Source organism: Cellulomonas chengniuliangii (genome assembly GCF_024508335.1).
Taxonomy (GTDB): domain Bacteria; phylum Actinomycetota; class Actinomycetes; order Actinomycetales; family Cellulomonadaceae; genus Cellulomonas_A; species Cellulomonas_A chengniuliangii.
The window spans coordinates 2,700,748-2,725,669 of sequence record NZ_CP101988.1; the positions used below are offsets into that span (position 1 = coordinate 2,700,748).

Below are 24,922 nucleotides of genomic sequence, written 5' to 3' on the forward strand. Positions count from 1 at the left end.
TCCAACAGGCTCAGGTGCGCATGCGCGAGCCATTTTTGATGGTATGCGCGGTATGCCGTCCCAGCGCGTCGGGAGGGCGACCACGCTGCGACCTCCGCGCGAGGGGCCTGGGGCGGGAGAATGCTCGGACCATCCCGCCACCGAAGGAGCACCTCCGTCATGAAGCCCTGGGGCACACCCGGCTCGACCGTCGCCGCGCGCGTGATGCTGCTCGGATCAGGCGAGCTCGGCAAGGAGGTGCTGATCGCGCTGCAGCGCCTGGGGGTCGAGACCATCGCCGTGGACCGGTACCCGGGCGCCCCCGGGCACCAGGTCGCGCACCGCGCCCACACGATCGACATGACCGACCCGCAGGCGCTGCGGGACCTGGTCCTCGCCGAGCGCCCCGACCTGGTGGTCCCGGAGATCGAGGCCATCGCGACGTCGGCGCTCGAGGAGCTCGAGCGCGATGGCGTGGTGCGGGTGGTCCCCACAGCGCGCGCGACCCGCCTGACCATGGACCGGGAGGGCATCCGCCGCCTCGCCGCCGAGACGCTCGGCCTGCCGACCAGCCCGTACCGGTTCTGCGACTCGGAGGCCGAGCTGCGGGTCGCGATCGACGGCGACCCCTCGACCGGCGCGAGGGGCATCGGCTATCCGTGCGTGGTCAAGCCGGTGATGAGCAGCTCGGGCAAGGGCCAGAGCCGCCTCGACACCCCGGACGACATCACCCGCGCGTGGGAGCACGCGATGGCGGGCGGACGGGTCGCGGGGGGCCGGGTCATCGTCGAGGGGTTCGTGGACTTCGACTACGAGATCACGCTGCTGACGGTCCGCGCCCTCGAGGCCGACGGGACGACGGGCACGCACTTCTGCGAGCCGGTGGGCCACCGCCAGGTGGGCGGCGACTACGTGGAGAGCTGGCAGCCGCAGCCCATGTCGCCCGTGGCGCTGGGCCGGGCGCAGCAGATCGCGCAGGCGGTGACCGGCGACCTGGGCGGGTGGGGCGTGTTCGGCGTCGAGCTGTTCGTACGCGGGGACGACGTGTGGTTCAGCGAGGTCAGCCCTCGCCCGCACGACACCGGGATGGTCACGATGACCACCCAGCGGCAGAGCGAGTTCGACCTGCACGCCCGGGCGATCCTGGGGCTGCCGGTGGACACCACGCTGCTCAGCCCTGGCGCCAGCGCCGTCGTGTACGGCGGGGTCGACGCGGACGCCGTCGTGTTCGAGGGCGTCGCCGAGGCGCTCCGCGTCCCGCACAGCGACTTGCGGCTGTTCGGCAAGCCGACCAGCGGCGTGCGCCGCCGGATGGGCGTGGCGCTAGTGCACGACGACGACGTCGAGGCGGCCCGCGCTCAGGCGGCCCTCGTCGCGAGCCTGGTCAGCGTGCGCCCAGCCTGACCGTGAGGCTGGCGGCCACCGCCGCACCCGCGCGCAGGCCTTGGTCGAAGGCGCGCACCGCGTTGAGGCCGGAGGCGTCGAGCGCGCCTCCGACCACCGTGCAGGGGACGCCGAGCGCCGCGAGCTCGTCGGCGAGCGGGGCGTGCGGCTCCTGCCCGGCTGCCACCACGACGGTGTCGGCCGGGATCGTCTCCTCGGCGCCGGTGGCGTCGGCCACGACGAGGCCGTCCGGGGTGAGCCTGCGGTAGGCGACGCCGGTGCGGCTGCGCACCCCGGCGTCGCGCAGGGCCTGCAGCACGGCCCACCTCGTCGACGCCCCGATCCCCTCCCCCACCCGGTCCCCGCGCCGCAGCACGGTGATCTCCCGTGCGGGCGGGGGCGCATGCCCGGCGCCCTCGACCCCTGCCTCCCGTCGGAACCGGTCCCGCGCCTGCGCCGACGTCTCGGCTCCCCCCACCAGCCCGGCTCCCCCCACCAGCCCGGCTCCCCCCACCAGCCCGGCTCCCCCCACCAGCCCGGCGCCCTCCACCAGCAGGTGCGCCAGGTCCACCGCGATGCCCCCGGCGCCGATCACGGCGACCCGGCGGCCCACACGCCACGGCGCTGCGAAAGCCTCCCGGTAGTCGAGCACCGGCAGCAGCGCCGCGCCGGGCAGCACCACCCGGCGCGGTCGGACCCCGGTGGCGACCACCACGTGGGCGTGCGCGACGAAGTCCTCGGCGCGGGCGCTGACCCCCGTGCGCACCCGCACGCCGAGCCGCTCGAGCTCGTGCTCGAAGTAGCGGACCGTCTCGAGGTAGTCGGACTTGCCGGGCACCCGCCCCGCGAGGAGGAACTGCCCGCCGATCCGCCAGGCCTCCTCGATCAGGTCGACGTGGAGGCCTGCGGCGGCCAGGGTGGCGGCGGCCTGCATGCCGGCCGGCCCCGCTCCTGCCACCGCGACGCGCCGCGCCGGTGGCTCCGGCTCGCGGGCCACCCGAGGGAAGTCGAGCTCGCGACCGGCCCGGGGGTTCACCATGCAGGACACCCGCTCCGTGCCGATCGAGCGGTCGATGCAGGCCTGGTTGCACGCGATGCAGGTGTTCACGAGGTCGAGGGCGCCGTCGCGCGACTTCGCGACCAGTCGGGGGTCCGCCAGGAACGGCCGGGCCATCGACACCAGGTCCACGTCGCCCTGCGCCAGCGCCGCCTCGGCGAGCGGCAGCGAGTTGACGCGGTTCGAGCCGATCACGGGGGTGGTGAGCCCCGCCTCGGCCACGCGGCGCCGGATGCCGCCCGCGATGTCAAGCCACATCCCGTGCGGCACCAGGGCCTGCACGCTGGGCACCGACGACTCATGCCAGCCGATGCCGATGTTCAGCGCGTCCGCGCCCGCCGCGGCGAGCCGCACCGCCAGGTCGGCGCTCTGCTCGGGGGTGCTGGACCCCTCGACGAAGTCCGCCCCCGACGTGCGCACGATCACCGGGTAGTCCGGGCCCACCGCCGCGCGGACCGCGGCCAGCACCGCGAGCGGGAACGCGGCCCGCCGGTCCTCGTCGCCGCCCCACTCGTCGTTGCGCAGGTTCGTCAGCGGCGAGGCGAACTGGTTGATGAGGTAGCCCTCCGAGCCCATCACCTCGACCGCGTCGAACCCGGCGTCGCGGGCGGCGGCCGCGGCGGCCGCGAACGCCTCGATGACCCGCTCGATCCGCGCGCCGTCCATCGCCTCGGGCGTCCTGCGCGAGAAGCGCGAGTACACGGCCGACGGCGCCACGGTGGCCACGCCCTCGGCTGGCATCGCGTACCGCCCGGCATGGAAGAGCTGCAGGGCCAGCAGGGCGCCCTCCCCGTGCACGGCGTCGAGGGTGAGGGCCAACGCCTCCCAGGCGTCCGCGCGGTCGAGGACCAGGTACCGCGGCCCGCCGGAGCCCGCGGCGTCGACCGCCGCCCCACCCGTGACGATGAGCCCGGCGCCGCCCTCGGCGCGCTCGCGGTAGAAGGCCGCGAGCGCGGGCGGGTCGTGCTCGAGGTTGAGGTGCATCGATCCCATGACGATCCGGTGCGGCAGCCGCAGCGGCCCGATCCGGGCGGGCGAGAAGACGCGCGTGAGCATCAGCGGCGGGCCGGCCGGTGTCGCCCGGTCATGGCTCGAGGTCCAGGGCGGCGGCGCGGCGCAGCAGATCGCGGGCGATGACGGTCTTCTGGATCTCGTTGGTGCCCTCCTCGAACCGCTGGGCCCGGGCGTCGCGGTAGACCCGCTCGATGGGCATGGACTTCCAGTAGCCGATGCCGCCGTGCACCTGCAGCGCCTTGTCGGTGACCCGGGTGAGCATGTCCACGGCGGTGAGCTTGGCCATCGAGGACAGCGCCGGGGCGCTCGCCTCGCCGTCCTGCCAGGCCCGCGCCGCGGTGAGGGTCAGCGCCTTGGCCGCTTCGATGTCCGCCTCGTTCTCCGCGAGCTGGAACGCGATGGCCTGCCGGGACGCGAGCGGCTTGCCGAACGTGACCCGCCGGGTGGCGTAGGCGACGGCGAGTTGCTGGGCGCGCTGGGCCAGGCCGACGCAGCTCATCGCGACCGAGATCCTGCTGGGGGTGAGGAACCCGCCGAGCGCCACCGCGAGCCCTTCGCCCTCCTCGCCCAGGCGTTGGTCGACCGGCACGGGCGCGTCCTCGAAGCGCAGGGTGGCGTGGTCGGTGCCGTGCACCCCCATGGTCTGACTGGTGTCCTCGACGACCACGCCGGGCGTCTCGCGGTCCACCAGCAGCGCGACGGTGCCCTCCTTGCCGATGCTGCCTGCCAGGCGGGCGAACAGCAGCCAGTAGTCGCACCGCACCCCGAAGGTGATGAGGTGCTTGCGCCCAGTCAGCAGGTACATGTCGCCGTCGCGGCGGACCGTGGAGGTGATGTCCGCGCCGGTGCCGTTGCCGGGCTCGGTCAGCGTGAACGCGACCGTCAGCTTGCCAGCCACCGCCGGCTTGACGAACTGCTCGCGCTGGCGGTCGTCGGCGAACGGGTTCATCGCCCGCCACGTCCCGTTCACCACGTGCACGATCATCCGCACCGACGCGTGCGACCGGGAGAACACCTCCATCAGCCCCATCCACTGCACGAAGCTGAGCCCTCGCCCGCCGAGGTCGCGGGGGGCCGCGAGCGCGAGGAACCCCCGGTCCACCAGCTCGTCCCACAATGCGTCGGGGACCACGCCGTCGGCCTCGATCCGCTCGGCCCAGGCCTCGCCCGGGCCCTCGACCCACGCGGTGACGTCGGCCAGGATCTGGCGGAACTCCGGGTCGGGGACGCTGCTGCCCCGGCCGTCGGCGGTGATGGCGGTGATGCTCACGGGATGCTCCTCATCGTGGGCGCGGGTGGTTCCGCGGCGAGCTGCCGGGCGAGATCGCGCAGCAGGAACTTCTGCACCTTGCCGACGGCGTTGCGGGGCAGCTCCGCCAACACCTCGAGCCGCTCGGGCCAGTAGTGCTTGGACACCTGGTGCCGGTCCAGGTACGCCGTGAGGTCGGCGAGCACGAGGTTCGCGCCATCGACCGGCACGATGAACGCGCAGGCCCGCTCCCCCAGGCGGGGGTCGGGCATCGCCGCGATGGCGACGTCGTCGACGCCGGGATGCCGGTAGAGCAGCTGCTCGATCTCGGCGACGGGGATCTTCTCCCCGCCCCGGTTGATCACGTCCCGCACGCGGCCGGTGATGCGCAGGAACCCGGCGTCGTCGAGCGTGGCCAGGTCGCCGGTGCGGTACCAGCCGTCCTCGGTGAGCGCCTCCTTGGTCAGGTCGGGGCGGTCGAGGTAGCCGTCGAACATCGTGGGGCTGCGCAGCTCGAAGTTGCCCTCGGCGCCGGCGGGCATCAGGTGGCCGTCGTCGCTGACGATGCGGGCCCGCACGCCGTCGAGCAGCTTGCCGTCGGTGCCCCAGACCAGCGCCGGGTCGTCCTGCGGCGCGGAGAGGCTGCCCAGGCACGTCTCGGTGGTGCCGAATGCCCCGCACACCGCCGCGCCCAGCACCCGGGTGGCACGCTCGGCGAGGTGGCGCGGCGCCGCGGCCCCCGTGTTGACGAAGACTCGCAGGCTCGCCGGCGCCGGCTCCCCCGCCTCCACGGCCTTCACCAGGTCGGTGAGGAACGGGGTCGCCGCCTGCGCGAAGGTGCCCTTCCAGCCGCGGAGCAGCCGCAGCGCCCGCACGGGCTCCCACACGGGCTGCAGGATCTGCGGGGCGCCCAGCACGAAGGACAGCCACATCCCGTAGAGGAAGCCCGTCTGGTGGGCGAGCGGCGACGGGATGAAGATCGCGTCGTCGCTGGTCAAGCCGAGGTGGGCCACTTCCATGGCCGCGGCGCGGCTGAGCGTCTGGTGCCGGTGCAGCACGCCCTTGGGCTCGCCGGTGGTGCCGGAGGTGAACAGCAGTTGGGCCGCGTCGTCGGGGCGGGGCGCGCGCTCGTCGATCTCGGGTCCCCGCGCCTCGGCGTCGGCGTCTGCCAGGGCGTCGGCCCACCGGCGCCATCGGGGGGCGCGGCCGGTCTCCCGCGGCGTGGCGTCTGCGGGCAGGTCGTGCGCGCCACGACCCTGGCACGCCTCCGGGAGGTCCCCGATCACCACCACGTGCTCGAGGCGCAGCCCGTACCCGGGGTCCGTGCCGGTGCCCGCGCGCAGGATGCCGTCGAGCTCGCCGGCAGGGCTCCGGCCCCGGAACTCGGCTGGCAGCACCATCACCCGGGCCTGGGACCGGTGCAGCGCGAACGCGACCTCGCGCTCCCGGAAGATCGGCATGATCGGGGCCGTCACCGCGCCGATCCGCAGCACGGCGACGGCCAGCACCACGAACTCGCGCCAGTTCGGCAGCTGGAACGCCACCCGGTCGCCGCGGCGCACGCCCAGCCCGAGCAGCATCGCGGCGGCGCGATCGGCCTCCGCGTCGAGCTGCGCCCAGGTCAGGTGCCCGGTGGCGTCGTCCCGCGCGTCGACCACCGCCGTCTCGTGGGGCCGTTCCGCGGCCCACCGCCGCACCCACTGCGGGCCGGTGACCTGTGCCGCCTCGTCGATCGCGGTGGGCCCGTCGATGGTGTGGGCGCGGGCGGCGCGCGCCGTGCGGCCCGCGGGGCGGTGGGTCGCGTGGCGCCGGAGCCGGCCGTCGTCGACCCGCATGTCCAGCCCGAACGTCGTCATGGACTCCAGGTACTCCGGGTAGGAGATGCGGTAGGCGTGCGGATAGGTGAGCGTGCTGCGCCCCTCCGCGGCGGAGGCGGCGACCGCCAGCGACATCAGCACCCGGTGGTCGTTGAACGACGACAGGTCGGCGCCGCTCAGCTCGGGCACCCCGCGCACCCGCAGCTCGGTGCCCTCGATCCGCACGTCGCCGCCCATGCTGTTGAGCTGGAGCATCGCCGCGACCCGGTCCGACTCCTTGAGCCGCACGTGCTCGACGTTGCGGAAGACGCTCTCGCCCTCGGCGAAGCAGGCCATCACCGACAGGATCGGCAGCATGTCCGGCACGGCGCGGCAGTCCACGTCGGCGGGGAGCAGACGGGCGCCGTCGTGCCGCACCCGGACCGCGTCGGCCTCGGGGTCGTAGGCCATGGGCACGCCCATCGCCTCGACGATGTCCAGCAGGTGCGCCTCGGGGTGGTCGGAGCGCGCGGAGCTGGTGGAGCGGAGCCCTCGGAGCACGATGTCCGAGGGGTGCAGCGCCCCCGCGGCCAGCCCGAACGCCGCCGAGCCGATGTCGGGGGGCATCCGCAGGTCGGTGGCCACCGCCTCCTGGCCCGGCGGGACCTCGAACCGGCGCCAGTCGTCCGCGACGTCCACGCGCAGCCCGAACTGCCGCATCATCGCGACGGTGAGCTGGAGGTACGAGCGCTCGTTGAGCGGGCCGTCCACGACCACGGTGGTGGGCGAGGTGGCGAACGGGGCGAGCAGCAGCAGCCCGGAGATCCACTGCGAGAGGGTGCCGGCGATGTGCACCTCCCCGCCCCGGGGACGCGCGGCCCGCACCTCGATGGGCGGGCAGTCATCGGAGGATGAGACGTCCAGCCCCATCTGGCGCAGTGCGGCGAGCAGGGGCCCGATCGGCCGTCGCTGGAAGTACTTCTGCCCGGTGACCGTGACGTCGCGATCGCCCAGCGCGGCCAGGCCGACCATGAAGTACAGCGTGGTGCCCGAGCTGCCCGCCGTGATGGCCCGCCGGGTCGGCTGGTACGGGCCGCCGTGGACCACGAAGGTCCCGTCGTGGATGTCGATGCGGACGCCGAGCTGGCGCAGCATCGCGACCGTGTACTGGACGTGGCGGGCGTCGGTGAGGCCGGTGACGCGGCTGATGCCGGGCGCGAGCGAGGCCAGGATCAGCGCGCGGTGGGCGTGGTACTTCGAGTTGGGCACCTGGACGGCGCCGCCGATGGGTCGATGCGTGCCGAGAACTGACAGATACATGCCTGAGCGCCCCCCGAAGCTTCGGCAATATGTCGCCTTTGTCCTTCTGACGCTAGTGCTCGACGTCAGGGAGCACCACGGGGCGTGCCAGGAGGTCAGCGCGCCGGATCGGCCAGCCGGAAGAACAGCTCGGTCTGCCAGCGGCTCATGTCGGGCTGCTCGTCCGGGTCCGTCAGGTAGCTCTCGACCCGGCACCCCCAGGCGTCGCCGCGCGGGTCGTCCCACCGGTCGAACTCGAGCCCTTCCTGCTCCGCCCAGGCCAGGAGGCCACCCGTCGCCTCGACCAGCTCGTCGGGGTGTCCCTCGTGGGTCACCGTGGCGTACTCCCCGGCGGGCAGCACGCCGGCGACCACCTCGCCCGAGCCCTCAAGCGCCTGCGGCACGGGCAGGCCCGCCTCCACCAGCAGCTCGCGGTCCATGTCGATCACGTGGTACCGGATGAACGGCGGCCCTGACGGCTCCACGCCGGCTGCGGCCAGCCAGACCACCAGCTGGTCGAGCCGCTCGACGACCTTGTCGAACGTGGTCATGGTGGTGGCCTGGTGGATGCCCACGTAGGGCTGGGCGTCGCGGTGCTCGACGCGGGGCTGGGACATGGCGACTCCTGGTCGGCTCTCGGTCAGCGCGCTCGCCCCACGGACGCGGGGCCCATCCCGACACTAGGGCCGGGCGGCGGCGCCGTCCTGCCCGCCAGCGCCGCGCCCGTCCCGGGTTCCGCTGCGCGCGCCGTGCTCGTAGCCTCGAAGGATGTGCCGGAACATCCGAACCCTCCACAACTTCGAGCCCGCCGCCTCGGACGACGAGGTGCACGCCGCGGCGCTGCAGTACGTGCGGAAGATCAGCGGGTCCACCACCCCGTCGCAGGCGAACCGCGCCGCGTTCGACCGCGCCGTGGCTGAGATCGCGCACATCACCCAGCACCTGCTCGACGACCTCGTGACCACCGCGCCGCCCAAGGACCGCGAGGTCGAGGCGGCCAAGGCGAAGGCGCGCAGCGCGCAGCGGTTCGCCCCGGTCTGAGGCCGGTCGTCGCGGGGGTTGCGCAGCGCCTACCGACGGGTACGCTCAGCCTGCCCCGTCGGAGTGGTCGATCCGATGAGAGCTGTCGGATCGCACCGTGTGGCGCCCCCCTCCCGCTCGACCATCGGACTCGCCATCGCCACCATCCCCGCCCCGCGTGACGTCTACCTCGCACCTCCCGAGACCGACGTCGAGCCCGCCCTGCCCGTCACGGCCGCCTCACGCGCGCGACTGCGGGAACGCGGCGACCTGGTCCGGCTCAAGGGGCGCTACTGCCTGGTCAACGACTCGTTGACCCCGCATGCGGCGATGGTCGAGGACCTGCTGTTCGTGCGCGACGCCCTGGACCGGGCCGGCATCGACTGCCTGCTGGTGCGCGGCAACGACGAGCGCCCGGTGATCGCGGTGGACCGGGCAGACCGCAAGGCCCTGCGCGCGGCGCTGACCAGCGCGTGCGCTGACGAGCCGTTCTACGTCAAGCCGCTCGACGCGAAGGCGCCGACGCTGCTGGTCGCCGACGGCGCGCTGTCCACCACGTCGAAGGCCCGAGCGTTCCGGCTCTACCGGCCGCGCGTGTGCCTCAACGGCGGCCTGCGGTACGGCGCCGCGACGGGCGTGCAGATCGAGCTGTGGGCGTTCGGCGACGAGGACATCGTCCTGCCCGTCGAGAACTCCCTGACCCGCCGCACCATCCACCGCGACGAGGCGGTGCGCGGCCAGGTGGAGCGGTACGGGCGCACCTGGTCGACCATCGAGAACATGTTCGCCGAGCACGCCGCGGACATCAGGTTCGACATCGACCTGGTGTTCTCGTGGGTGGACGGCACCGACAGCGCCTGGCAGAAGGCCCGCGCCGCGCGCATGCAGAGCTACGTGGTGGGCGAGGGCGACGACTCCGAGGCCCGGTTCCGGCAGATCGACGAGCTGCGGTACGCGCTGCGCTCGGTGCACATGTTCGCCCCGTGGGTGCGGCGCATCTTCGTGGCGAGCGACTCCCCCAAGCCGGCGTGGCTCGCCGACCACCCGTCGGTGACGTTCGTGCGCAGCGAGGAGTTCTTCACCGACACCTCGGTGCTGCCCACCCACAACTCGCAGGCCGTCGAGTCGCAGCTGCACCACATACCGGGCCTGGCAGAGCACTTCCTGTACTCGAACGACGACATGTTCTTCGGCCGCGCGGTGAGCCCGGCGATGTTCTTCTCCCCCGGCGGCATCACCAAGTTCATCGAGGCCAGCACCCGCATCGGGCTCGGGGAGAACAACGAGGTGCGCAGCGGCTTCGAGAACGCGGCCCGCGTCAACCGCCGGCTGCTCAACGAGCGCTTCGGCCGCGTCACCACCCGCCACCTCGAGCACGCCGCGACCCCGCTGCGCCGCAGCGTCATGGCCGAGCTCGAGGCCGAGTTCCCCGCGGAGTTCGCCGCCACCGCCGCCAGCCCGTTCCGGGCGAGCTCGAACATCTCGGTGACGAACTCGCTCTACCACTACTACGCCCTGCTCACCGGGCACGCCGTCGCGCAGGAGAACGCCCGCGTGAAGTACGTCGACACCACCTCGCGGGCCGGGCTCGCGGACATGACGTCGCTGCTCGCCTCGCGGGACATGGACTTCTTCTGCCTCAACGACGGCAGCTTCCCCGAGATCGACGCTGACCTGCGCACCCGGGCCGTGACGGAGTTCCTCGAGCAGTACTACCCGATCGCGGCGCCGTGGGAGAAGCCGGTGGACGGAGGGGCGGTCGTCAGCCCCGCCTGACGGCCGCCCCCGCGCGGGAGCCACCCGCTCCCACGACGGGCCGCTCGGTGAGCGGCTCCGGGATGACGACGCCCGCGGCGGCCAGGCGCCGGGTCGCCTCCTCGGGCGTCACCGGCTCCCCCACCGTCAGGCCTGTGCCGAGCGGGACCACCGAGTGCACGATCGTGTCGTCGTACACGTGCACCAAGTTGAAGCCCTGCGCGCCGTCGCGTCCCCGCAGGCCGCCGCCCGCCGCCACGTTGAGGTCCTGCGTGTAGCAGGTGGCCGACGCGACCGACACGGGGATGCCCGCGAACATCGCGGTCGTCGAATAGTGCAGGTGCCCGGCGAGCACGGTGCGCACGTCGGTACCGCGCAGCACGTCGGCCAGGCGGTGCTGGTCGCGCAGCTCGACGAGCACCGCGAGGTCCAGCACGCTGGGCACCGGCGGGTGGTGCAGCGCGAGGATGGTGCCGTGCGGGGCTGGATCGCTCAGCACCCGGGCGAGCCAGTCCAGCTGCGACTGGCGGATCTCGCCGTGGTGGTGGCCCGGCACGCTGGTGTCGAGGGTGACGATGCGCAGGCCATCCACCTCGTCGACGCGGTCGATCGGGTCGTCGGTGGCCGGCTCGCCCAGCAGCGCGTGGCGGACGCCCGCCCTGTCGTCGTGGTTGCCCATGGCCCATACGACGAGCGCGCCGAGCCGCTCGGCGACGGGCTCCATGACCGCCCGCAGCAGCGCGTACGCGTCGGGCTCGCCCTTGTCAGCCAGGTCGCCCGTGACGACGATCGCGTCCGGACGGGCGCCGGACGCCTCGGCCTCGGCCAGCACCTGCCGCAGCCGCGCGGTCGCGTCGACGGCGCCGTACAGCGGGCCGTCACCGACCAGGTGGGTGTCGCTCAGGTGCCAGAGCACATGGTGCGGGCGAGGGTGCTCGGCTACGCGGTGGTTCATCGTTCCCCGTCCTGGGTTCCCGGTCGTGCGTCGATCTCACCAGCCCCCACCCAACACCCGGTGACCTGCGGGCATCGGGGAGGTGTCGAACCGGGAGCGTCCGGACATGGGGGCGCGCCTGCGCCCCCGCGGCCGCGGGGCCGCTCGGGGTACGACTCTCAGGCGTCGTCGGAGTCGGAGGCCTCGGGGGCCGGAGTCTCGGGGGCAGCCGTCTGCGCGGCGCCCTTGCTGCCCCGGTCGCCGTAGCGCTGCCGGAACTTCTCCACACGCCCGGCGGTGTCCACCACGCGCGACTGCCCCGTGTAGAACGGGTGCGTCGCGCTCGAGATCTCAATATCGACCAGTGGGTAGGTATTGCCGTCCTCCCAGACGATGGTCTTCGACGGCGTCGCCGTGGACCGCGTCAGGAAGGCGAACTCGCCAGACACGTCGCGGAAGACGACCGGGTGGTAGTCGGGGTGGATGTCCTTCTTCATGCCTCCAGCATGTGCCGGGAGGCTGGACGGCGCACCCGCGGGGGCCCCGCTTCAGCCCGTCACGCCAGCCCGAGCAGGCGGCGCGTGATCATCTCCACGCGGAGCAGGGCGAACTCCTCGATGACGCCGAATCGGCGACTGAGCCGCGCAGGAGAGATCGCGCGGAGGTCCTCGCACTTGATGTAGCTGGTCGCCACCAGACCAGAAGGGCCCGGCTCCACCTCGACATGCGTCGGCGCGTCGCGCCGCGTCCGGGTGAGGGGGACGACGGTGACGACAGGTGGCCGCGAGTCCAGCCACGGTTGTGCAGACAGAATCAGGACTGGCCGGACGAGAGCCTGCTCGTGCCCGACAGGGTCCCCGAGGTCAGCGAGGTAGAGGTCGCCGCGCCTCACCAGGCATCCGCTTCGATCGCGTCATCGTCAGGGTCGCCGAGGTTGTCACGCAGAGCGACCGACGCGAGGGAATCCTGAGGCGACGCGGCGTTGCTGGCACGGACGCTCTCCCAGAACTCGTGCTCCTCGGTCTCGTCGAGCACATGCTCGAGCGCCCCGGCGAGGGTGGTGTTCTCCCGGTGGGCCCTCGCGGCGAGCCGGTCGCGCAGCGTTCGCGGCACCTTGATGGTGGTCAGAGGTGTCATACCGTTGATCATACCGCTGGCACCGCCCATCGGTACTACCGCACCCCGGGTCGGTTCCGCGGCTGCCTTCACACCTGTCACCGTCATCAGGAGGAACACCGAGTCCGCCTCAGCCAGCACGGCGTGGCGCACGCGCGTGAGCGGTGCGTTATCGCCCGTGAACTGCACGTCAGCGTCCGCGCCGGTGCTACTCAGGCGCTCCACCAGGACTCGCACGCTGGCCGTGTCATGCTCGGCGAGCTCGACGCCGACCGCTCGTCCATCGGGGCGCACCGAGGCCATCGGCAACATCGAATTACACAACTGGATCGCCCGCGGCTATCACAACCCCGACTACGACCGACTATGTATGCCCCTGGTCTGCGACAGTGCGAACCAAGCCCCCTCCGAAAGTCCGATGAGCCGGCAGAAGAGGCGCGACTCAGGAAAGGCGCCAGCCTGCATGGTCGAAGGCTCGTGCAATTCGAGCGAGGATCAGATCCCTACGGCCAGGCGGCAGGTCAGGGATACTCTCCCCATTCACAACCACATGAACAGGAGACTCGTTCATCGTCTCCGAGTCGACATGGACCATTCCTTGATCGTCGCGATAGTTAATTCCGGTTCTTCCCGCAACCCGGATGCGGTACCCCTCGGACGAGCGGACCACATCCCTCAAGCGAGATTTCTTGAATCTCTCGGTCATGAACAACTCTCCTTATGCCGGGCACTCCGCGCTCACACCGAAGTCTCAGTCCCACCGACAGCAGCCCTTCGCCGGGCCCTGCGACTCACATCGCTTACGTGTCGACTGAGGTTGGTGGTTCCTCGGACGACATACCCCGACCCAGCCACGCGGCGGCACCACCCTGCGCTGTCGACGCCAAGCCGCGCCACTCGGCACGTGGGGTGGACGGCGACGGCGCCAGAAACTACCGGTGACCGGCTTCGCACTCCGAGCAAGCGGTCGCATCACCGTCAGGTTCATCCGATTGCCGCAGCACCCCCGGGCAGGGGCAGAGCAGAGCACCCCGACACGCCCGGCCCGTGCAGCAGGACCCGCGGTCGTCGTCTCCACGTCTGCTCACACCTCGAACACGTACCCCATGCCCGGCTGGGTCCGCAGGTGGCGCGGGTTGGACGGGTCCGCCACGAGCTTGCGCCGCAGTTGTGCGGCGTAGACGCGCAGGTAACCGGTCTCGGACGTCACCCGCACCGGCTTCGAGGAAGCCCTCGCCTCCGCGTCCCTGAGCCACTAGGACGACTCCGTCTACTCCAGCCCCGAGGAATGGCGAGCACGCAAGGAAGCCAGCCCCGTCCGCGTCCAGTGGGACCCCGAGCGCGACCTCCGCCTCGATCCGCTGCCATGGCGCTCACACCAGATCGGACTCTCCGGCGTCGCGGTCCAGAGCTACCTACACGACTGGATCATATGCATTAACGACATCACCGAACGCGTGCAGGCACTGCGCACCGCAGCCTTCGCCGATCCGTCGCTTCTCCCCGCGGAGCGCCCCTACGCGCTGCCCGACCTAGTCGCCCAAGCCGTCGGCGCTGACCGCTGAGACTCAGGCGGACCGGCGCTCGAGTTGTCGGCGCGCCTCGTTCCAGCCCCACCGCCTGCGCGAGCTGCGCACCCAGGCCGGCTGGTCCCAAGCCGACCTCGCCGACAAGATCGACCCCGACGCCCGGCAGGTCTCCCGCTGCGAAGGCGGCAACGTCACCCCCGACCTGGACACCGTCGTTCGCATCGCCGAGACCTTCGACGTCACCGTGGACTACCTCGTCATCCCCGACACGCCCCGCCGGCCCCTGCACGCCCCCACCAACGCCCTGGCCGACCTCCTCGCCGCCTTCGCCGCCCTGCCCCCCCGACGACCAAGCCGCACTACTCAAAGCCCTCGACGCCCTCGTCACCAAGACCAGACTCCGCGCCCTGACCACCGACGCCAGCTGACTGCTACTCGGGCCGAGACGACTCCCGCAGAAGCTCGCCCAGCCGGGCCCGCAGCGCCTTCGCCTGATCCGGTGTCACGCCGAGCCTGGTTTCAAACTCCCACCCCTCAACGAGCTCCAGCGCCTCGTTGACCGCCCCGGCCAACACGGCCAGATCCGCGCGTGCGACGGCCAGAACCAACTCATCGTCGGTCACCTCGTCGTCACCGATCCAAGGGGAATCGGGATGAAGGATCCTCATGTCGGCCGTCCCTCAGTTCAGGTTCAGGAAGTAGTCATAGCCACTCGTCGGGCGGAACGCCGTTCCGCCGTCGACGGCGTTCGGGTTACGAATGACGATCGCCCCGTTGTTCCAGTACGCGGTCCGCCCGCCACCGAGCGTACGCATCTCACCGTTCAGCACCACATCCTCGATGTGGGAGGCAAACTGTGGCCTCGTCGTGATCCCTGGGAACTCCCTTGATCGTTCACGTGCTTCTGGAACGCGTGGCCGCCCGAGATCTCCTCGCCCGTCAGCTGCGCCCGTAGACGCACACCGTTCAGGACATCGTCAGCTCCTGTGCGTGCGGTTTTTGCGGCAACGCTGCCGCCGCGCGCAACCGCCGTTCCCGCGGCGGCGGCGCCGATCTTGCCGCCGACCTTGCCTATGCCGGGAATGAAGCCGACGATGCCCATCGCCGCAGCGACGCAGTTGCCTTCGCTGTAGTTTGCGGCCATAGCGCCGGCGTTGGCACCTAGCGAGAGCGCGATGAGCGCGGCGCCCACTGGGGCGCCGACTCCCGTGGCCGTCACAATTGCGCCGGCAACCCCAAGTCCCAGAGACACGTTGTCCCAGGTCGCGCCCGTCCACGTGCCCGGGTTCCACCAGTCGAGGCCGAGGGGGTCGGTGAATTGCAGTGGGTTGCCGTCGGTGTATCCGTAGGGGTTGCCGGTGGTGGCTTCGAGGGGGTCGCGGGTGAGGAATTGTGCGCTGGCGGGGTCGTAGTAGCGGGCGCGGAGGTAGAGGTATCCGGTGGGGTCGGTGTACTCCCCGGCGTATCCGAACCGGGTGATCACCGCGCAGAGCACGTCGGTGACGGCCTGGGGGACTCCGTAGGCGTCGTAGTCGGCGTCCGAGGTGACCGAGCCGGTGTGGTCGGTGGTGCTGCGCACGGAGCCGAGGGCGTCGGTGTGCAGGTAATCGACGGACGCGTCGCCCAGGTCGACCTGGGCAAGCGGGGTGCTGCCGTTGCCGTACACGTAGGCGTGGGACACGTCGGTGAGCAGCAGCGGGATGCCAGCGAGGGCGTCCCAGGTGTACTGCTCGACGACCGTGCCGGTGGTGGCGGTGGCGCGAAGCCCGGTCGCGGCGTACGTGTAGCTGGTGGTGGTCCCGTCCAGGCCGGTGACTGAGGTGAGCTGGTTGGCCTGGTTGTAGGTGTGCCCGACGGTCCCGGCGGTCGGGCCGGTGTCGGTGGTGGCGGTGGCCCGGTTGCCGCGGGCGTCGTACGCGTACGCCGTCGTCGTCGCAGGGACTGAGCCGGTGGCGGGCGTGGCCAAGGTGGTGACCTGGCGGGCGGAGTCGTAGGCGAGGGTCCGCCCGTCGGCCAGGGCCGTGACCGATCCGGCCGCGTCGAAGGCGAACGCGCCAGCGTTGTCGCCGGTGATCTGCTCGATCCGCCCGAGCCCGTCCCAGGCGAAGTCGCTGCTGGTGGTCGCCGAGGTCGGTGGCGCACGAGACTGGGTGGAACGGGTGGTGGCCTGGTCGGCCAGAAGCCCAGCGTCGGTGTACCCGTAGGCGAGCTCGAGCAGGTCGAACCCATTCCCGGCGACGGTGATGCCCAGGGTCTGGCCGGCGTCGTCGCGGTCGTAGGACGTCACGACATCGTTGGGATAGGCGACCTGCTCGGTGTAGGCCACGGCACTCCACCAAGCCTCCCAGGTATCTCAAGCTGCTCGATCAAGCCGAGCGGAACGCCCACTGAGCACCCCGCCCGGAGGGCCAGTCCGCCAGCTGATCAGCCGGCGAGGCCCACTCCACGAAGGAACACCCGACGCTACGAAGGAACACCCGACGCTCGGACCTGTCGTCGACCCGAAGCACGATCTCGTCGTCACACACCCACAAGCACGACTCGATCACGGCATCGAACTCGAGCCGGCCCCTCTCCCCCGGCCGATCACGCGCCGCACCGAGGTCTCGCAGATGAAGACCCACCCTCCAGCGCTCTCGAAGACGGCCAGTAGGTCCTCGTCAACGAATGGCCATCTCGCGCGGCAGCCGACGAAACCGGCCTGATGGCGGTCAGCCACGAACCGGCCTGATCCGCACCGCCACCCCAGACGCGATCACCCACCTCCAGGCGGAAGCATCGTCCAGCCGTCCCACTTGTACCCGGCGTTCGTGAGCTGACCGAGCTCGCGGCCAAACACCGTGGTCCTGCCAGCGGCCGCATCCCAGACAATCTCCCAGGTCAGGTTCAGCCGACGCACACAGGCAACTCGCGATCAATTATCGCTCTGCACCCATTGATCGTTCTCCACGATCGTCCAGTCGGGTATACAAAAACCCACTCGACGAAGACGCAATTCAGTACTTCACCAACCGCAACCGAGGGTTGAACACTGCGCGAAGAAAAGGACAGATTCGGGCATGAACCAAACAGCGGCTCATGAGAGCCATTTCACTACATCCGCGTCCGTGAGATCACGGCACGGCGGTAGCACCAACAAGCGAGGTCGCCCCGTGCGAATATTCACCAACAGCAAGAATGCGCCAAAGGCGACAAAGAAGGTTGCCGCGGCAAGCCCCACGAATTCCCAGTCGCCACCTGGGCCGGTCGAAAAGAACGTCATAGGCACCGCAAGGGTGAAAACTCCGAAAACGCCGGTCAAATATGTGGTGAGGGGAATTATTGAGCGCGCAAAAGTAGGTAGCGACATCCCGGTCAACTGGCGAAAAACTACAGCGACTCGCGAAACATAACGCCGATGCACCTCCGCGCGGAACAAAACTCGAATCAGGATCGCAAATCCGATGAACGCTACGCAGGAGATCATCCAGGCAAGCAGATCGGCAGTGTGGATTCCAGCAGGCATCAACACACCTCTCTTTCAGTAGTAAATGTGATCCTGCATTGCATTTAAGCCGCGTTGCCCTAACCATGCGCCCGCAGTCCCGAAAGCTGCGCCGACAACGAACCCCGCCACGGTCCCGAGGCCCGGCACCACGCTGCCCACGGCCGAGCCGACGAGTGAGCCGGCGGCCATGCCCGCAAGGAGACCCATGCCTCCACCTGCCACGGCCGCCGACGCTCGTGCTGCGGCCATGCTAGAGCCTTCGCCAGCACCAATAGAATCACTGTACGCCTGAACCCCGCCTAAACCCGCGCCGACAATGCCCACCCCGCCGCCGATCGCGCGCACCGCACCGCCCTTTCCAACAGAATTCATCGTCGCACGAGAGCCGGGATGGGAGTATGAAGACAAGACTCGCCCACTCGCGGACGCGGTGCCCTGACTTACAGGACTCCCCTGCCACCGATAATTGGCCAAGTTTCTGCCCGCCTCACTTGCCGCGCGGGTGTGATAGGCCAAAGCAAACGCAGCAGTATCGGCAGCCGTCACACCGGCCCCGGCGCCAACGAACAGACCGCGATACGAATCTCCCAGCCCCCCAGCAGTGTAAGGGGAGCAGGAATCGTTTCCCGTTGGCGCACCCAACAACCATGTGCTCCTTCTGGGGTTCAACATCATGGCGCTAAGACCTGTTGGGTCGACTCGCTGAAGCGGATTGCCATCGGCGTAGCCGTAAGCATCGAGCGTGCTATCAACAAGACGGTCCACAGAAATGAACTGGGCGGTGGTGGGGTCGTAGTAGCGGGCTCGGAGGTAGAGGTAGCCGGTGGGGTCGGCGTACTCCCCGGCGTACCCGAACCGGGTGATCACCGCGCAGAGCACGTCGGTGACGGCCTGCGGGACTCCGTAGGCGTCGTAGTCGGCGTCCGAGGTGACCGTGCCGGTCTGGTCGGTGGTGCTGCGGACGGAGCCGAGGGCGTCGGTGTGCAGGTAGTCGATGGACGCGTCGGCCAGGTCGACCTGGGCGAGCGGGGTGCTGCCGTTGCCGTACACGTAGGCGTGGGTCGCGTCGGTGAGCTGTAGCGGGATGCCGGCGAGGGTGTCCCAGGTGTACTGCTCGACGGCTGTGCCGGTGGTCGCGGTGGCGCGGAGCCCGGTGGCGGCGTACGTGTAACTGGTGGTGGTCCCGTCGCGGCCGGTGACTGAGGTGAGCTGGTTGGCCTGGTTGTAGGTGTGCCCGACGGTCCCCGCGGTCGGGCCGGCGTCGGTGGTGGCAGTAGCCCGGTTGCCGCGGGCGTCGTACGCGAACGCCGTCGTCGTTACCGAGGTCGCGTCCGCGGCGGGGGTGGCCAGGGTCGTGAGCTGGCGGGCGGTGTCGTAGGTGAGGGTGCGGCCGTCGGCCAGGGTCGTCACCGATCCAGCGGCGTCGAAGGTGAACGTGCCGGCGTCGTCGCCGGTGATCTGCTCGATCCGCCCGAGGTCGTCCCAGGCGAAGTCGCTGCTGGTGGTCGCCGTGGTCGGTGGTGCGCGGGACTGGGTGGAGCGGGTGGTGGTCTGGTCGGCCAGGAGCCCGGCGTCGGTGTACCCGTAGGCGAGCTCGAGCAGGTCGATCCCACTCCCCGCCACGGTGATTCCCAGGGTCTGGCCGGCGTCGTCGCGCTCGGTGCGGCCGTCCGCGTCGTAGGTGTAGGTGTAGTCCCGGTCAGCCCAGTCGGTCACCTTGGTGAGCTGGCCCGCCGCGTCGTAGGCCCGGCCGACAACTTCACGCGTGGGGAGTCGAGGCTGAGGACCCGCCTTGTTTCAATCAGCCGCAACGGATGCGCGTACCTTCGCGGCCATCTCAGAGGCGCCTCGAGCACGCCCTGTCCTCCTTGCCCTCAATACGGCAATGAGAACCCTGCCTCCAGCGGCTTGCGCTCGATCAGGTCGCCCACCCCAACGAGTCGTGACTTCCTGCGACCGCGACGATGCCAGCCAGATCCTGGCCGCGGGCGACGCCACCGCGGGTCCACCACTATCGCCAAGGATCTAATTCCAGCAAATGCCGAGGCAGGATCTCTCGAAGTTCTACCCCTCCCGGCTCGTCGGGATCTGGGAGCATCTCGATCCCGCTCACGGCGATAAGATCCCTCACCGAATCATCACCGCGCAGGTATTGTTCACCAAGCCAATCCCACACCTCCACGCACATCGCGAGATCGGTGCCGAAGTGGGCTCCCATCCACCTCACCATGTCCGAGAGAATCAAGTGTGGCAGAGGTTCGCCGTCAGTCTGAGCCAGATTGTCTCTCAGAATCGGATCTAGCACGGTCCACTTTCGCGCTAACAATTCGACCAGCACTGTCGAAGACTCGGTCATTTTTCACACCTCAGCATCTCCCGGAGCATCCGTCTGTCAGGCCTCGTCACCGAAATGCCCCCTCGCCAACACCCGCATCCGCGCCGCACTCAACAGCGCCGCCAACTGAACCCGACGAGAATTTGCCACGCCGTTCGGAGCGGAGTTGCCGGTAGCGATCTCAACTCCCTCCACGAGGGGTTAACCATTAGCGCCCATAGAATTGGTCAGCACCCACGCTGCAGCCGCAGCCACCGCGGCGCAGGCGCCCCAGACGCAGACCACGACCCTGGAAAGACGCGCTCGGCGGGCCAACAGTTCTCCCGCGGCGATCGCAGCTAGCGGAGTCGAAAGCGCCATGACTGCGAGTGTTGATCGCGCCCCGACCCATGAGCACATCGCTCGGCTCTCCGCTGCCGCGGGCGAGATCGGCCCGACCACCAGGGCGAAGAGCGGCAGTGCAAGGAGTGTTCCGAGCCCGATCGGCCACCAGCGATGCCACAGGAAGTCGGGGCCCGCAGATTGTCCGAGCGCTCGCCCTACGGACCACACCACGCCAGCCACGAGCGCCAAACCGATGCTGACCAGCGCCGCATCGCGTGTGTCTGCCCCCGACGTCATGCAGTTCGCCGCCCGGTGCCCGGCAGAGAAGAGGCCGATGAGGGAGGCTGCTGCCGCAATCGTCGCTACTAGCGTCAAGGCCCAGCACATGACTACTCGCGTCAGGGCGGCCACTCGAGCGTTGGATGCTGGTGCTTCGCTCATGGTTCGCCGGTCACCAACGTGAGGTCCATGCAGTGGCCGCGCCGAATGCTGAGTGAGTCCGCGCCCGTCTTCGCGATGTGCGCTGCTGGGAGCCCGGCGCCGTCGAGAAACGCCCCGCGGGCGAGGCCGGCGGTGGGGCGGCGTCGAGGTGCGACGGGGCGAGCAGGATCACGTTGGCCATTCGTCCTCCTCGGTCGCGACGAGCGTAGGGGTCGGCAGCACTCGCCGCCGGGATTCGAGGCTCACACCTCGAACACGTACCCCATGCCCGGCTGGGTCCGCAGGTGGCGCGGGTTGGACGGGTCCGCCTCGAGCTTGCGCCGCAGCTGCGCGGTGTAGACGCGCAGGTACCCGGTCTCGGACGTGTAGGCCGGGCCCCACACCTCGCGGAGCAGCTGCTCGCGGGAGACGAGGCGGCCGCGGTTGCGGACGAGCACCTCGACGATGGCCCACTCGGTGGGGCTGAGCCGGACCTCGGCGCCGGCGCGCAGGACCCGCCGCCGGGCCAGGTCGATCTCGAGCTCGCCCGCGACGACGACGGCCTCGGTGGCGTCACCGGGCGCCGCGCGGCGCACGGCGGCCCGCAGCCGGGCGAGCAGCTCGTTCATGGCGAAGGGCTTGGTGACGTAGTCGTCGGCGCCGGCGTCGAGGGCGTCGACCTTGTCCTCGCCGTGCTGCCGGGCGGAGAGCACGACGATCGGCACCCGGCTCCAGCCGCGGATGCCGGCGATGACGTCGAGCCCGGGGATGTCGGGCAGCCCCAGGTCGAGCAGCACCACGTCCGGGTGCCACGACGCCGCGAGGTCGAGGGCCTGCGCGCCGTCGGTGCCGGTCGCGACCTCCCAGCCGTGCGCGCGAAGGTTGATGGCGAGGGCGCGCACCAGTCCCGGTTCGTCGTCCACCACGAGCACCCTTGAGCCGGTCATACGCCCTCCTCGGCGCGCGGCACGGTCAGCACCATGGTGAGGCCGCCGCCGGGGGTGTCCTCGGCGGCGAGCTCGGCGCCGACCGCCTCGGCCAGGCCTTGCGCGACGGCGAGCCCGAGGCCGAGGCCGCCCGGAGAGGTGTCCCCCAACCGCTGGAACGGTTCGAACATCTGGTCCTTGAGCTCGTCGGAGAGCCCGGCGCCGGTGTCGATCACACGCAGTTCGACGCTGCGGCGGGTGGCCGATCCGGCGACGCGCACCCGGGTTCCAGGCGGCGCGTGCCGGGCCGCGTTGCCCACGACGTTCGCGACGACGCGTTCGAGCAGGCCCGGGTCGGTGCTCACGAGCGGCAGGTCCTCGGGCACGTCGAGCTCGACGTGCCCCGGGTCGAGGCCTTCGAGCGCGAGCGGCACCACCTCGTCGAGGCTCGTGGGGCGCAGCACGGGCCGCACGCTGCCCGTCTGCAGGCGGGACAGGTCGAGCAGGTTGTCGATGAGCCGTTCGAGCCGGGCTGTCGAGGCGCCGAGGGCTCCCACGAGCGCGGCCGTGTCCTCCGCGTCGAGCCGCACGTCGGGCGAGGTGAGGCCGTCGACGGCGGCGCGGATCGTCGCGAGGGGGGTGCGCAGGTCGTGCGACACGGCGCCCAGCAGGGCGGACCGGGCGGCGTCGGCCTGCTGCAGCGCGTGCACCCGGTCGGCCTCCTGCCGCAGGCGCCGATGCTCGAGCACGGCCCCCGCCTGCGAGGCGAACGCGTCGAGCACGCGCCGGTCGCTCGCGGGCAGCACCCGGCCGCCCAGGGCGAGCACGCGCGTGTCGTCGATCGCGACCACGGTCTGCGCGTCGTCGGGGGCGAGGGCCGGGGCGGGGCCGTCGGTGGCGAGCGCGCGCCACGCCGCCCGCCCCCGTTCGCCGCCCCGGCCTGGCTCTCGCTCGAGCAGGGCGACCGATTCGAGCAGGAACGTCTCCCGCAGCCGTTCGACGAGGGCCTGGGCCGAGTCCTGGCCCGAGAGCACCGACCGGGACACCGCCGCGAGCGCCGACGCCTCCGCGCGGGCCCGGAACGCCTGCCCCGTGCGCCGTGCCGCGAGGTCGACGACGGAAGCGACGGCCGCCGCGACCAGCACGAACACCACGAGCGCGAGCGCGTTCTCGGGTGAGGCGACGGTGAGCCGGCCGGTGGGGTCGGTGAAGAAGTAGTTGAGGGCGAAGAACCCGGCCACCGCGCTGAACACCGCCGGCCACAGCCCCCCGGTCAGCGCCACCGCGACGGTCAGCGCGAGGAAGAGCACGAGTTCGGTGGGCAGCCCGAGGCGGCCGTCGACTGGGCGCAGCAGCATCGTGAGCGCCGTGGTGCCCAGCACCGCCAGCAGCCAGCCGCCGACGGTCCGCCGCCGGGACAGCAGCGAGCCGCGACGCTTCGGCCCCCGCCCGGCGCGGGCCTTCTCATGGGTCATCAGGTGCACGTCGATGTTCTCGGCGAGCCGGGCGATCTCCACCCCGTTGCTCTCGGAGAGCGCCTCGCGCCATCGGCTGCGCCGCGAGACGCCGACCACGATCATCGTGGCGTTGACCCCGCGGGCGAAGTCGACCACCGCGGTGGCGACGTCCTCTCCGACCACCGTGTGGAACGCGCCGCCGAGCTGTTCGACGAGCGCGCGCTGGGCGGCGATCGCGCCAGGGGCGGCGCCGGGCAGCCCGTCGGTGGGCAGCACGTGCACGGCGAGCAGCTCCGCGCCGGCCGATCGCTGCGTGATCCGCGCGCCGCGCCGGATGAGCGTCTCGCCCTCCGGGCCGCCGGTGACCGCGACCACCACCCGCTCCCGTGCGGGCCACGGCTCGTCGATGCTGTGGTCGCGGCGGTAGGCGGTCAGCGCGTCGTCGACCCGGTCGGCGAGCCACAGCAGCGCCAGCTCGCGTAGCGCGGTCAGGTTGCCCACCCGGAAGTAGGAGGACAGCGACGCGTCGATCTGCTCGGCCCGGTACACGTTGCCGTGCGCCAGTCGACGCCGCAGCGCCTGCGGCGAGAGGTCCACGAGCTGCACCTGGTCGGCGTCGCGCACCACGTGATCGGGCACCGTCTCGCGCTGCCGGACCCCGGTGATGGCCTCGACCACGTCGTTGAGCGACTCGAGGTGCTGCACGTTCACCGTGGTGACCACGTCGATCCCCGCGTCGAGCAGGTCGTGCACGTCCTGCCATCGCTTGGCGTGCTCGACTCCCGGCACGTTGGTGTGCGCGAGCTCGTCGACGAGCACCACCTGCGGCGCGCGCTTGAGCACGGCGTCGACGTCGAGCTCGGCGAACTCCTGGTCGCGGTAGGCGACGGCGCGACGCGGCACGATCTCGAGCCCGTCGAGGAGCGCGGCGGTGGCCGGTCGGCCGTGCGTCTCGACCAGCCCGACGACGACGTCGGTGCCGCGCGACAGGCGCCGGTGGGCCTCGTCGAGCATCGCGTAGGTCTTGCCGACGCCCGGGGCGGCGCCGAGGTAGACGGTCAGCCGCCCACCCCTGCACGGATCGGCGCCGAGGTCGCCCGTAGACGCTGGCGGACCAGCCGGCGACGGGGTGTCGCCTGCTGGTCCGTCCGCGTCGGGCGCGGGAGTGCTCACGACCCCATTGTGGTCAGCGCGAGGTTCAGCTCGAGCACGTTGACCCGCGGCTCGCCGAGGACTCCCAGGCCACGCCCCTGGGTGGCGCCCTCCACGAGGGCCGCGACTTCAGTGGCGGACACCCCGCGGGCCTCCGCCACCCGCGCGACCTGCTGGCTCGCGTACTCCGGGGAGATGTGCGGGTCGAGGCCCGAGCCCGAGGCGGTGAGCGCGTCCGGCGGCGCCGACGCGGGGTCGACGCCGTCCTGTACGGCGACTTCGGCACGCCGCTCGGTGACCGTGGCGAGCAGGTCGGGGTTGGTGGGTCCGAGGTTCGAGCCGCCCGACGCGAGCGTGTCGTAGCCTCCGGCCGAGGGGCGCGGGTGGAACCACTCGTCGCCCTCGAACGTCTGCCCGAGCAGTACCGAGCCGGCCGCCTCGTTCGGGGTGGTGACGTGCGCGCCGTCGGCGCTCACGAGGGAGCCGTTGGCCTGCCACGGGAACGCGACCTGCGCGATCCCCGCCACGGCCAGCGGGTAGGCGAAGCCGAGCACGGCGGTGAGGACGAGCAGGACGCGCAGCCCGGCCCAGGTCTGCCGGGTCAGGGCCACGAGCGTGGCGCCAGCCGAGCGGGTGGTGTGGGGACGGGGGTGCGGTGCGACGGGGGTCGCGGTGCGGGGCGTGGTCATG

21 protein-coding genes and 3 pseudogenes are annotated in these 24,922 nt (G+C 71.3%); 5 read left to right on the forward strand and 19 right to left on the reverse strand.

The genetic code is table 11. From position 1 onward, the window contains the following. The first annotated feature begins 159 nt into the window (after positions 1–159). Positions 160–1,383, forward strand: coding sequence for a formate-dependent phosphoribosylglycinamide formyltransferase (gene purT, locus NP064_RS12520; protein ID WP_227570673.1), 1,224 nt, complete (start codon positions 160–162; stop codon positions 1,381–1,383). Here the strand turns inward: purT and NP064_RS12525 are convergent. The 4 genes from NP064_RS12525 to NP064_RS12540 all read right to left on the reverse strand — a co-directional run bounded on the left by NP064_RS12525 (position 1,364) and on the right by NP064_RS12540 (position 8,394). Continuing rightward, entirely contained in the window at positions 1,364–3,475 is a 2,112-nt protein-coding gene (locus NP064_RS12525; RefSeq protein WP_227570672.1) for an oxidoreductase, read from the reverse strand. The two genes, purT and NP064_RS12525, sit on opposite strands and share 20 nt — an antisense overlap. 28 nt (positions 3,476–3,503) lie before the next feature. Next, complete coding sequence (locus tag NP064_RS12530) at positions 3,504–4,703, reverse strand: acyl-CoA dehydrogenase family protein (protein WP_227570671.1); 1,200 nt, start codon at positions 4,701–4,703, stop codon at positions 3,504–3,506. Further along, a complete protein-coding gene (gene aroA / locus NP064_RS12535; RefSeq protein ID WP_227570670.1) occupies positions 4,700–7,798 on the reverse strand; it encodes a 3-phosphoshikimate 1-carboxyvinyltransferase in 3,099 nt (1,032 codons plus the stop codon). The genes NP064_RS12530 and aroA overlap by 4 nt, the downstream gene beginning before the upstream one ends. 95 nt (positions 7,799–7,893) lie before the next feature. Further along, the gene (locus NP064_RS12540) at positions 7,894–8,394 is read right to left on the reverse strand and encodes a GyrI-like domain-containing protein (RefSeq protein WP_227570669.1); all 501 of its coding nucleotides are present in this window, start codon (positions 8,392–8,394) and stop codon (positions 7,894–7,896) included. 151 nt (positions 8,395–8,545) lie between these two features. Between NP064_RS12540 and NP064_RS12545 the strand changes: the two genes are divergently transcribed. Beyond that, a complete protein-coding gene (locus NP064_RS12545) occupies positions 8,546–8,818 on the forward strand; it encodes a DUF2277 domain-containing protein (RefSeq protein WP_227570668.1) in 273 nt (90 codons plus the stop codon). Positions 8,819–8,893: 75 nt separating this feature from the next. Continuing rightward, complete coding sequence (locus NP064_RS12550) at positions 8,894–10,573, forward strand: stealth family protein (RefSeq protein WP_227570667.1); 1,680 nt, start codon at positions 8,894–8,896, stop codon at positions 10,571–10,573. Here NP064_RS12550 and NP064_RS12555 read toward each other — a convergent pair. The 6 genes and pseudogenes from NP064_RS12555 to NP064_RS12580 form a co-directional block, all read right to left on the reverse strand. Next, positions 10,560–11,507 (reverse strand): phosphodiesterase, encoded by a 948-nt coding sequence (locus NP064_RS12555; protein ID WP_227570666.1) that lies wholly within the window; start codon positions 11,505–11,507, stop codon positions 10,560–10,562. The two genes, NP064_RS12550 and NP064_RS12555, sit on opposite strands and share 14 nt — an antisense overlap. A gap of 158 nt (positions 11,508–11,665) precedes the next feature. Next, entirely contained in the window at positions 11,666–11,983 is a 318-nt protein-coding gene (locus NP064_RS12560) for a type B 50S ribosomal protein L31 (RefSeq protein WP_227570665.1), read from the reverse strand. A gap of 59 nt (positions 11,984–12,042) precedes the next feature. Next, positions 12,043–12,378: a type II toxin-antitoxin system PemK/MazF family toxin gene (locus NP064_RS12565; RefSeq protein WP_227570664.1), complete on the reverse strand. Its 336-nt coding sequence runs from the start codon at positions 12,376–12,378 to the stop codon at positions 12,043–12,045. Further along, complete coding sequence (locus NP064_RS12570) at positions 12,375–12,905, reverse strand: hypothetical protein (protein WP_227570663.1); 531 nt, start codon at positions 12,903–12,905, stop codon at positions 12,375–12,377. The genes NP064_RS12565 and NP064_RS12570 overlap by 4 nt, the downstream gene beginning before the upstream one ends. Before the next feature lie 139 nt (positions 12,906–13,044). Continuing rightward, positions 13,045–13,308, reverse strand: coding sequence for a hypothetical protein (locus tag NP064_RS12575; RefSeq protein WP_227570662.1), 264 nt, complete (start codon positions 13,306–13,308; stop codon positions 13,045–13,047). 378 nt (positions 13,309–13,686) lie between these two features. After that, positions 13,687–13,809: pseudogene (locus NP064_RS12580) on the reverse strand (winged helix-turn-helix domain-containing protein); the annotation flags it as partial. Between the two features lie 73 nt (positions 13,810–13,882). Here NP064_RS12580 and NP064_RS16765 point away from each other — a divergent pair. Next, positions 13,883–14,167: pseudogene (locus tag NP064_RS16765) on the forward strand (DUF4291 family protein); the annotation flags it as partial. A gap of 55 nt (positions 14,168–14,222) precedes the next feature. Beyond that, positions 14,223–14,375, forward strand: a pseudogene (locus NP064_RS16770) (helix-turn-helix domain-containing protein); the annotation flags it as partial. 187 nt (positions 14,376–14,562) lie between these two features. On the opposite strand, the gene NP064_RS12585 reads toward NP064_RS16770, so the two are convergent. From NP064_RS12585 to kdpC, 9 genes are all read right to left on the reverse strand, one after another. After that, entirely contained in the window at positions 14,563–14,799 is a 237-nt protein-coding gene (locus tag NP064_RS12585) for a hypothetical protein (RefSeq protein ID WP_227570661.1), read from the reverse strand. A gap of 12 nt (positions 14,800–14,811) precedes the next feature. Further along, complete coding sequence (locus NP064_RS12590) at positions 14,812–14,961, reverse strand: hypothetical protein (protein ID WP_227570660.1); 150 nt, start codon at positions 14,959–14,961, stop codon at positions 14,812–14,814. Then, a complete protein-coding gene (locus tag NP064_RS12595) occupies positions 14,955–16,457 on the reverse strand; it encodes an RHS repeat-associated core domain-containing protein (RefSeq protein ID WP_227570659.1) in 1,503 nt (500 codons plus the stop codon). Before NP064_RS12595 ends, NP064_RS12590 begins: the two co-directional genes overlap by 7 nt. A gap of 750 nt (positions 16,458–17,207) precedes the next feature. Beyond that, positions 17,208–17,636, reverse strand: a complete 429-nt coding sequence (locus tag NP064_RS12600; RefSeq protein WP_227570658.1) for a hypothetical protein — start codon at positions 17,634–17,636, stop codon at positions 17,208–17,210. A 15-nt stretch (positions 17,637–17,651) separates the two neighbouring features. Continuing rightward, positions 17,652–19,334: an RHS repeat-associated core domain-containing protein gene (locus NP064_RS12605; protein ID WP_227570657.1), complete on the reverse strand. Its 1,683-nt coding sequence runs from the start codon at positions 19,332–19,334 to the stop codon at positions 17,652–17,654. Positions 19,335–19,629: 295 nt separating this feature from the next. Next, positions 19,630–19,974, reverse strand: a complete 345-nt coding sequence (locus NP064_RS12615; RefSeq protein WP_227570656.1) for a hypothetical protein — start codon at positions 19,972–19,974, stop codon at positions 19,630–19,632. Between the two features lie 986 nt (positions 19,975–20,960). Next, positions 20,961–21,644 carry a response regulator gene (locus tag NP064_RS12620; RefSeq protein ID WP_227570655.1) on the reverse strand — a complete coding sequence of 228 codons (684 nt, stop codon included), beginning with the start codon at positions 21,642–21,644 and terminating at the stop codon, positions 20,961–20,963. After that, complete coding sequence (locus NP064_RS12625) at positions 21,641–24,142, reverse strand: DUF4118 domain-containing protein (protein WP_255624151.1); 2,502 nt, start codon at positions 24,140–24,142, stop codon at positions 21,641–21,643. The genes NP064_RS12620 and NP064_RS12625 overlap by 4 nt, the downstream gene beginning before the upstream one ends. A 107-nt stretch (positions 24,143–24,249) precedes the next feature. Continuing rightward, the gene (kdpC, locus tag NP064_RS12630; protein WP_227570653.1) at positions 24,250–24,921 is read right to left on the reverse strand and encodes a potassium-transporting ATPase subunit KdpC; all 672 of its coding nucleotides are present in this window, start codon (positions 24,919–24,921) and stop codon (positions 24,250–24,252) included. Between the last annotated feature and the right edge of the window lies 1 nt (position 24,922).

What these genes read in the sequence shown, in the direction of transcription:
- purT (WP_227570673.1), top strand. Translation starts at nt 160, where the DNA reads ATGAAGCCCTGGGGCACACCCGGCTCGACCGTCGCCGCGCGCGTGATG.
- NP064_RS12525 (WP_227570672.1), bottom strand. Translation starts at nt 3,475, where the DNA reads ATGCTCACGCGCGTCTTCTCGCCCGCCCGGATCGGGCCGCTGCGGCTG.
- aroA (WP_227570670.1), bottom strand. Translation starts at nt 7,798, where the DNA reads ATGTATCTGTCAGTTCTCGGCACGCATCGACCCATCGGCGGCGCCGTC.
- NP064_RS12540 (WP_227570669.1), bottom strand. Translation starts at nt 8,394, where the DNA reads ATGTCCCAGCCCCGCGTCGAGCACCGCGACGCCCAGCCCTACGTGGGC.
- NP064_RS12545 (WP_227570668.1), top strand. Translation starts at nt 8,546, where the DNA reads ATGTGCCGGAACATCCGAACCCTCCACAACTTCGAGCCCGCCGCCTCG.
- NP064_RS12550 (WP_227570667.1), top strand. Translation starts at nt 8,894, where the DNA reads ATGAGAGCTGTCGGATCGCACCGTGTGGCGCCCCCCTCCCGCTCGACC.
- NP064_RS12555 (WP_227570666.1), bottom strand. Translation starts at nt 11,507, where the DNA reads ATGAACCACCGCGTAGCCGAGCACCCTCGCCCGCACCATGTGCTCTGG.
- NP064_RS12560 (WP_227570665.1), bottom strand. Translation starts at nt 11,983, where the DNA reads ATGAAGAAGGACATCCACCCCGACTACCACCCGGTCGTCTTCCGCGAC.
- NP064_RS12570 (WP_227570663.1), bottom strand. Translation starts at nt 12,905, where the DNA reads ATGGCCTCGGTGCGCCCCGATGGACGAGCGGTCGGCGTCGAGCTCGCC.
- NP064_RS12575 (WP_227570662.1), bottom strand. Translation starts at nt 13,308, where the DNA reads ATGACCGAGAGATTCAAGAAATCTCGCTTGAGGGATGTGGTCCGCTCG.
- NP064_RS12585 (WP_227570661.1), bottom strand. Translation starts at nt 14,799, where the DNA reads ATGAGGATCCTTCATCCCGATTCCCCTTGGATCGGTGACGACGAGGTG.
- NP064_RS12600 (WP_227570658.1), bottom strand. Translation starts at nt 17,636, where the DNA reads ATGCCTGCTGGAATCCACACTGCCGATCTGCTTGCCTGGATGATCTCC.
- NP064_RS12615 (WP_227570656.1), bottom strand. Translation starts at nt 19,974, where the DNA reads ATGACCGAGTCTTCGACAGTGCTGGTCGAATTGTTAGCGCGAAAGTGG.
- NP064_RS12620 (WP_227570655.1), bottom strand. Translation starts at nt 21,644, where the DNA reads ATGACCGGCTCAAGGGTGCTCGTGGTGGACGACGAACCGGGACTGGTG.
- kdpC (WP_227570653.1), bottom strand. Translation starts at nt 24,921, where the DNA reads ATGACCACGCCCCGCACCGCGACCCCCGTCGCACCGCACCCCCGTCCC.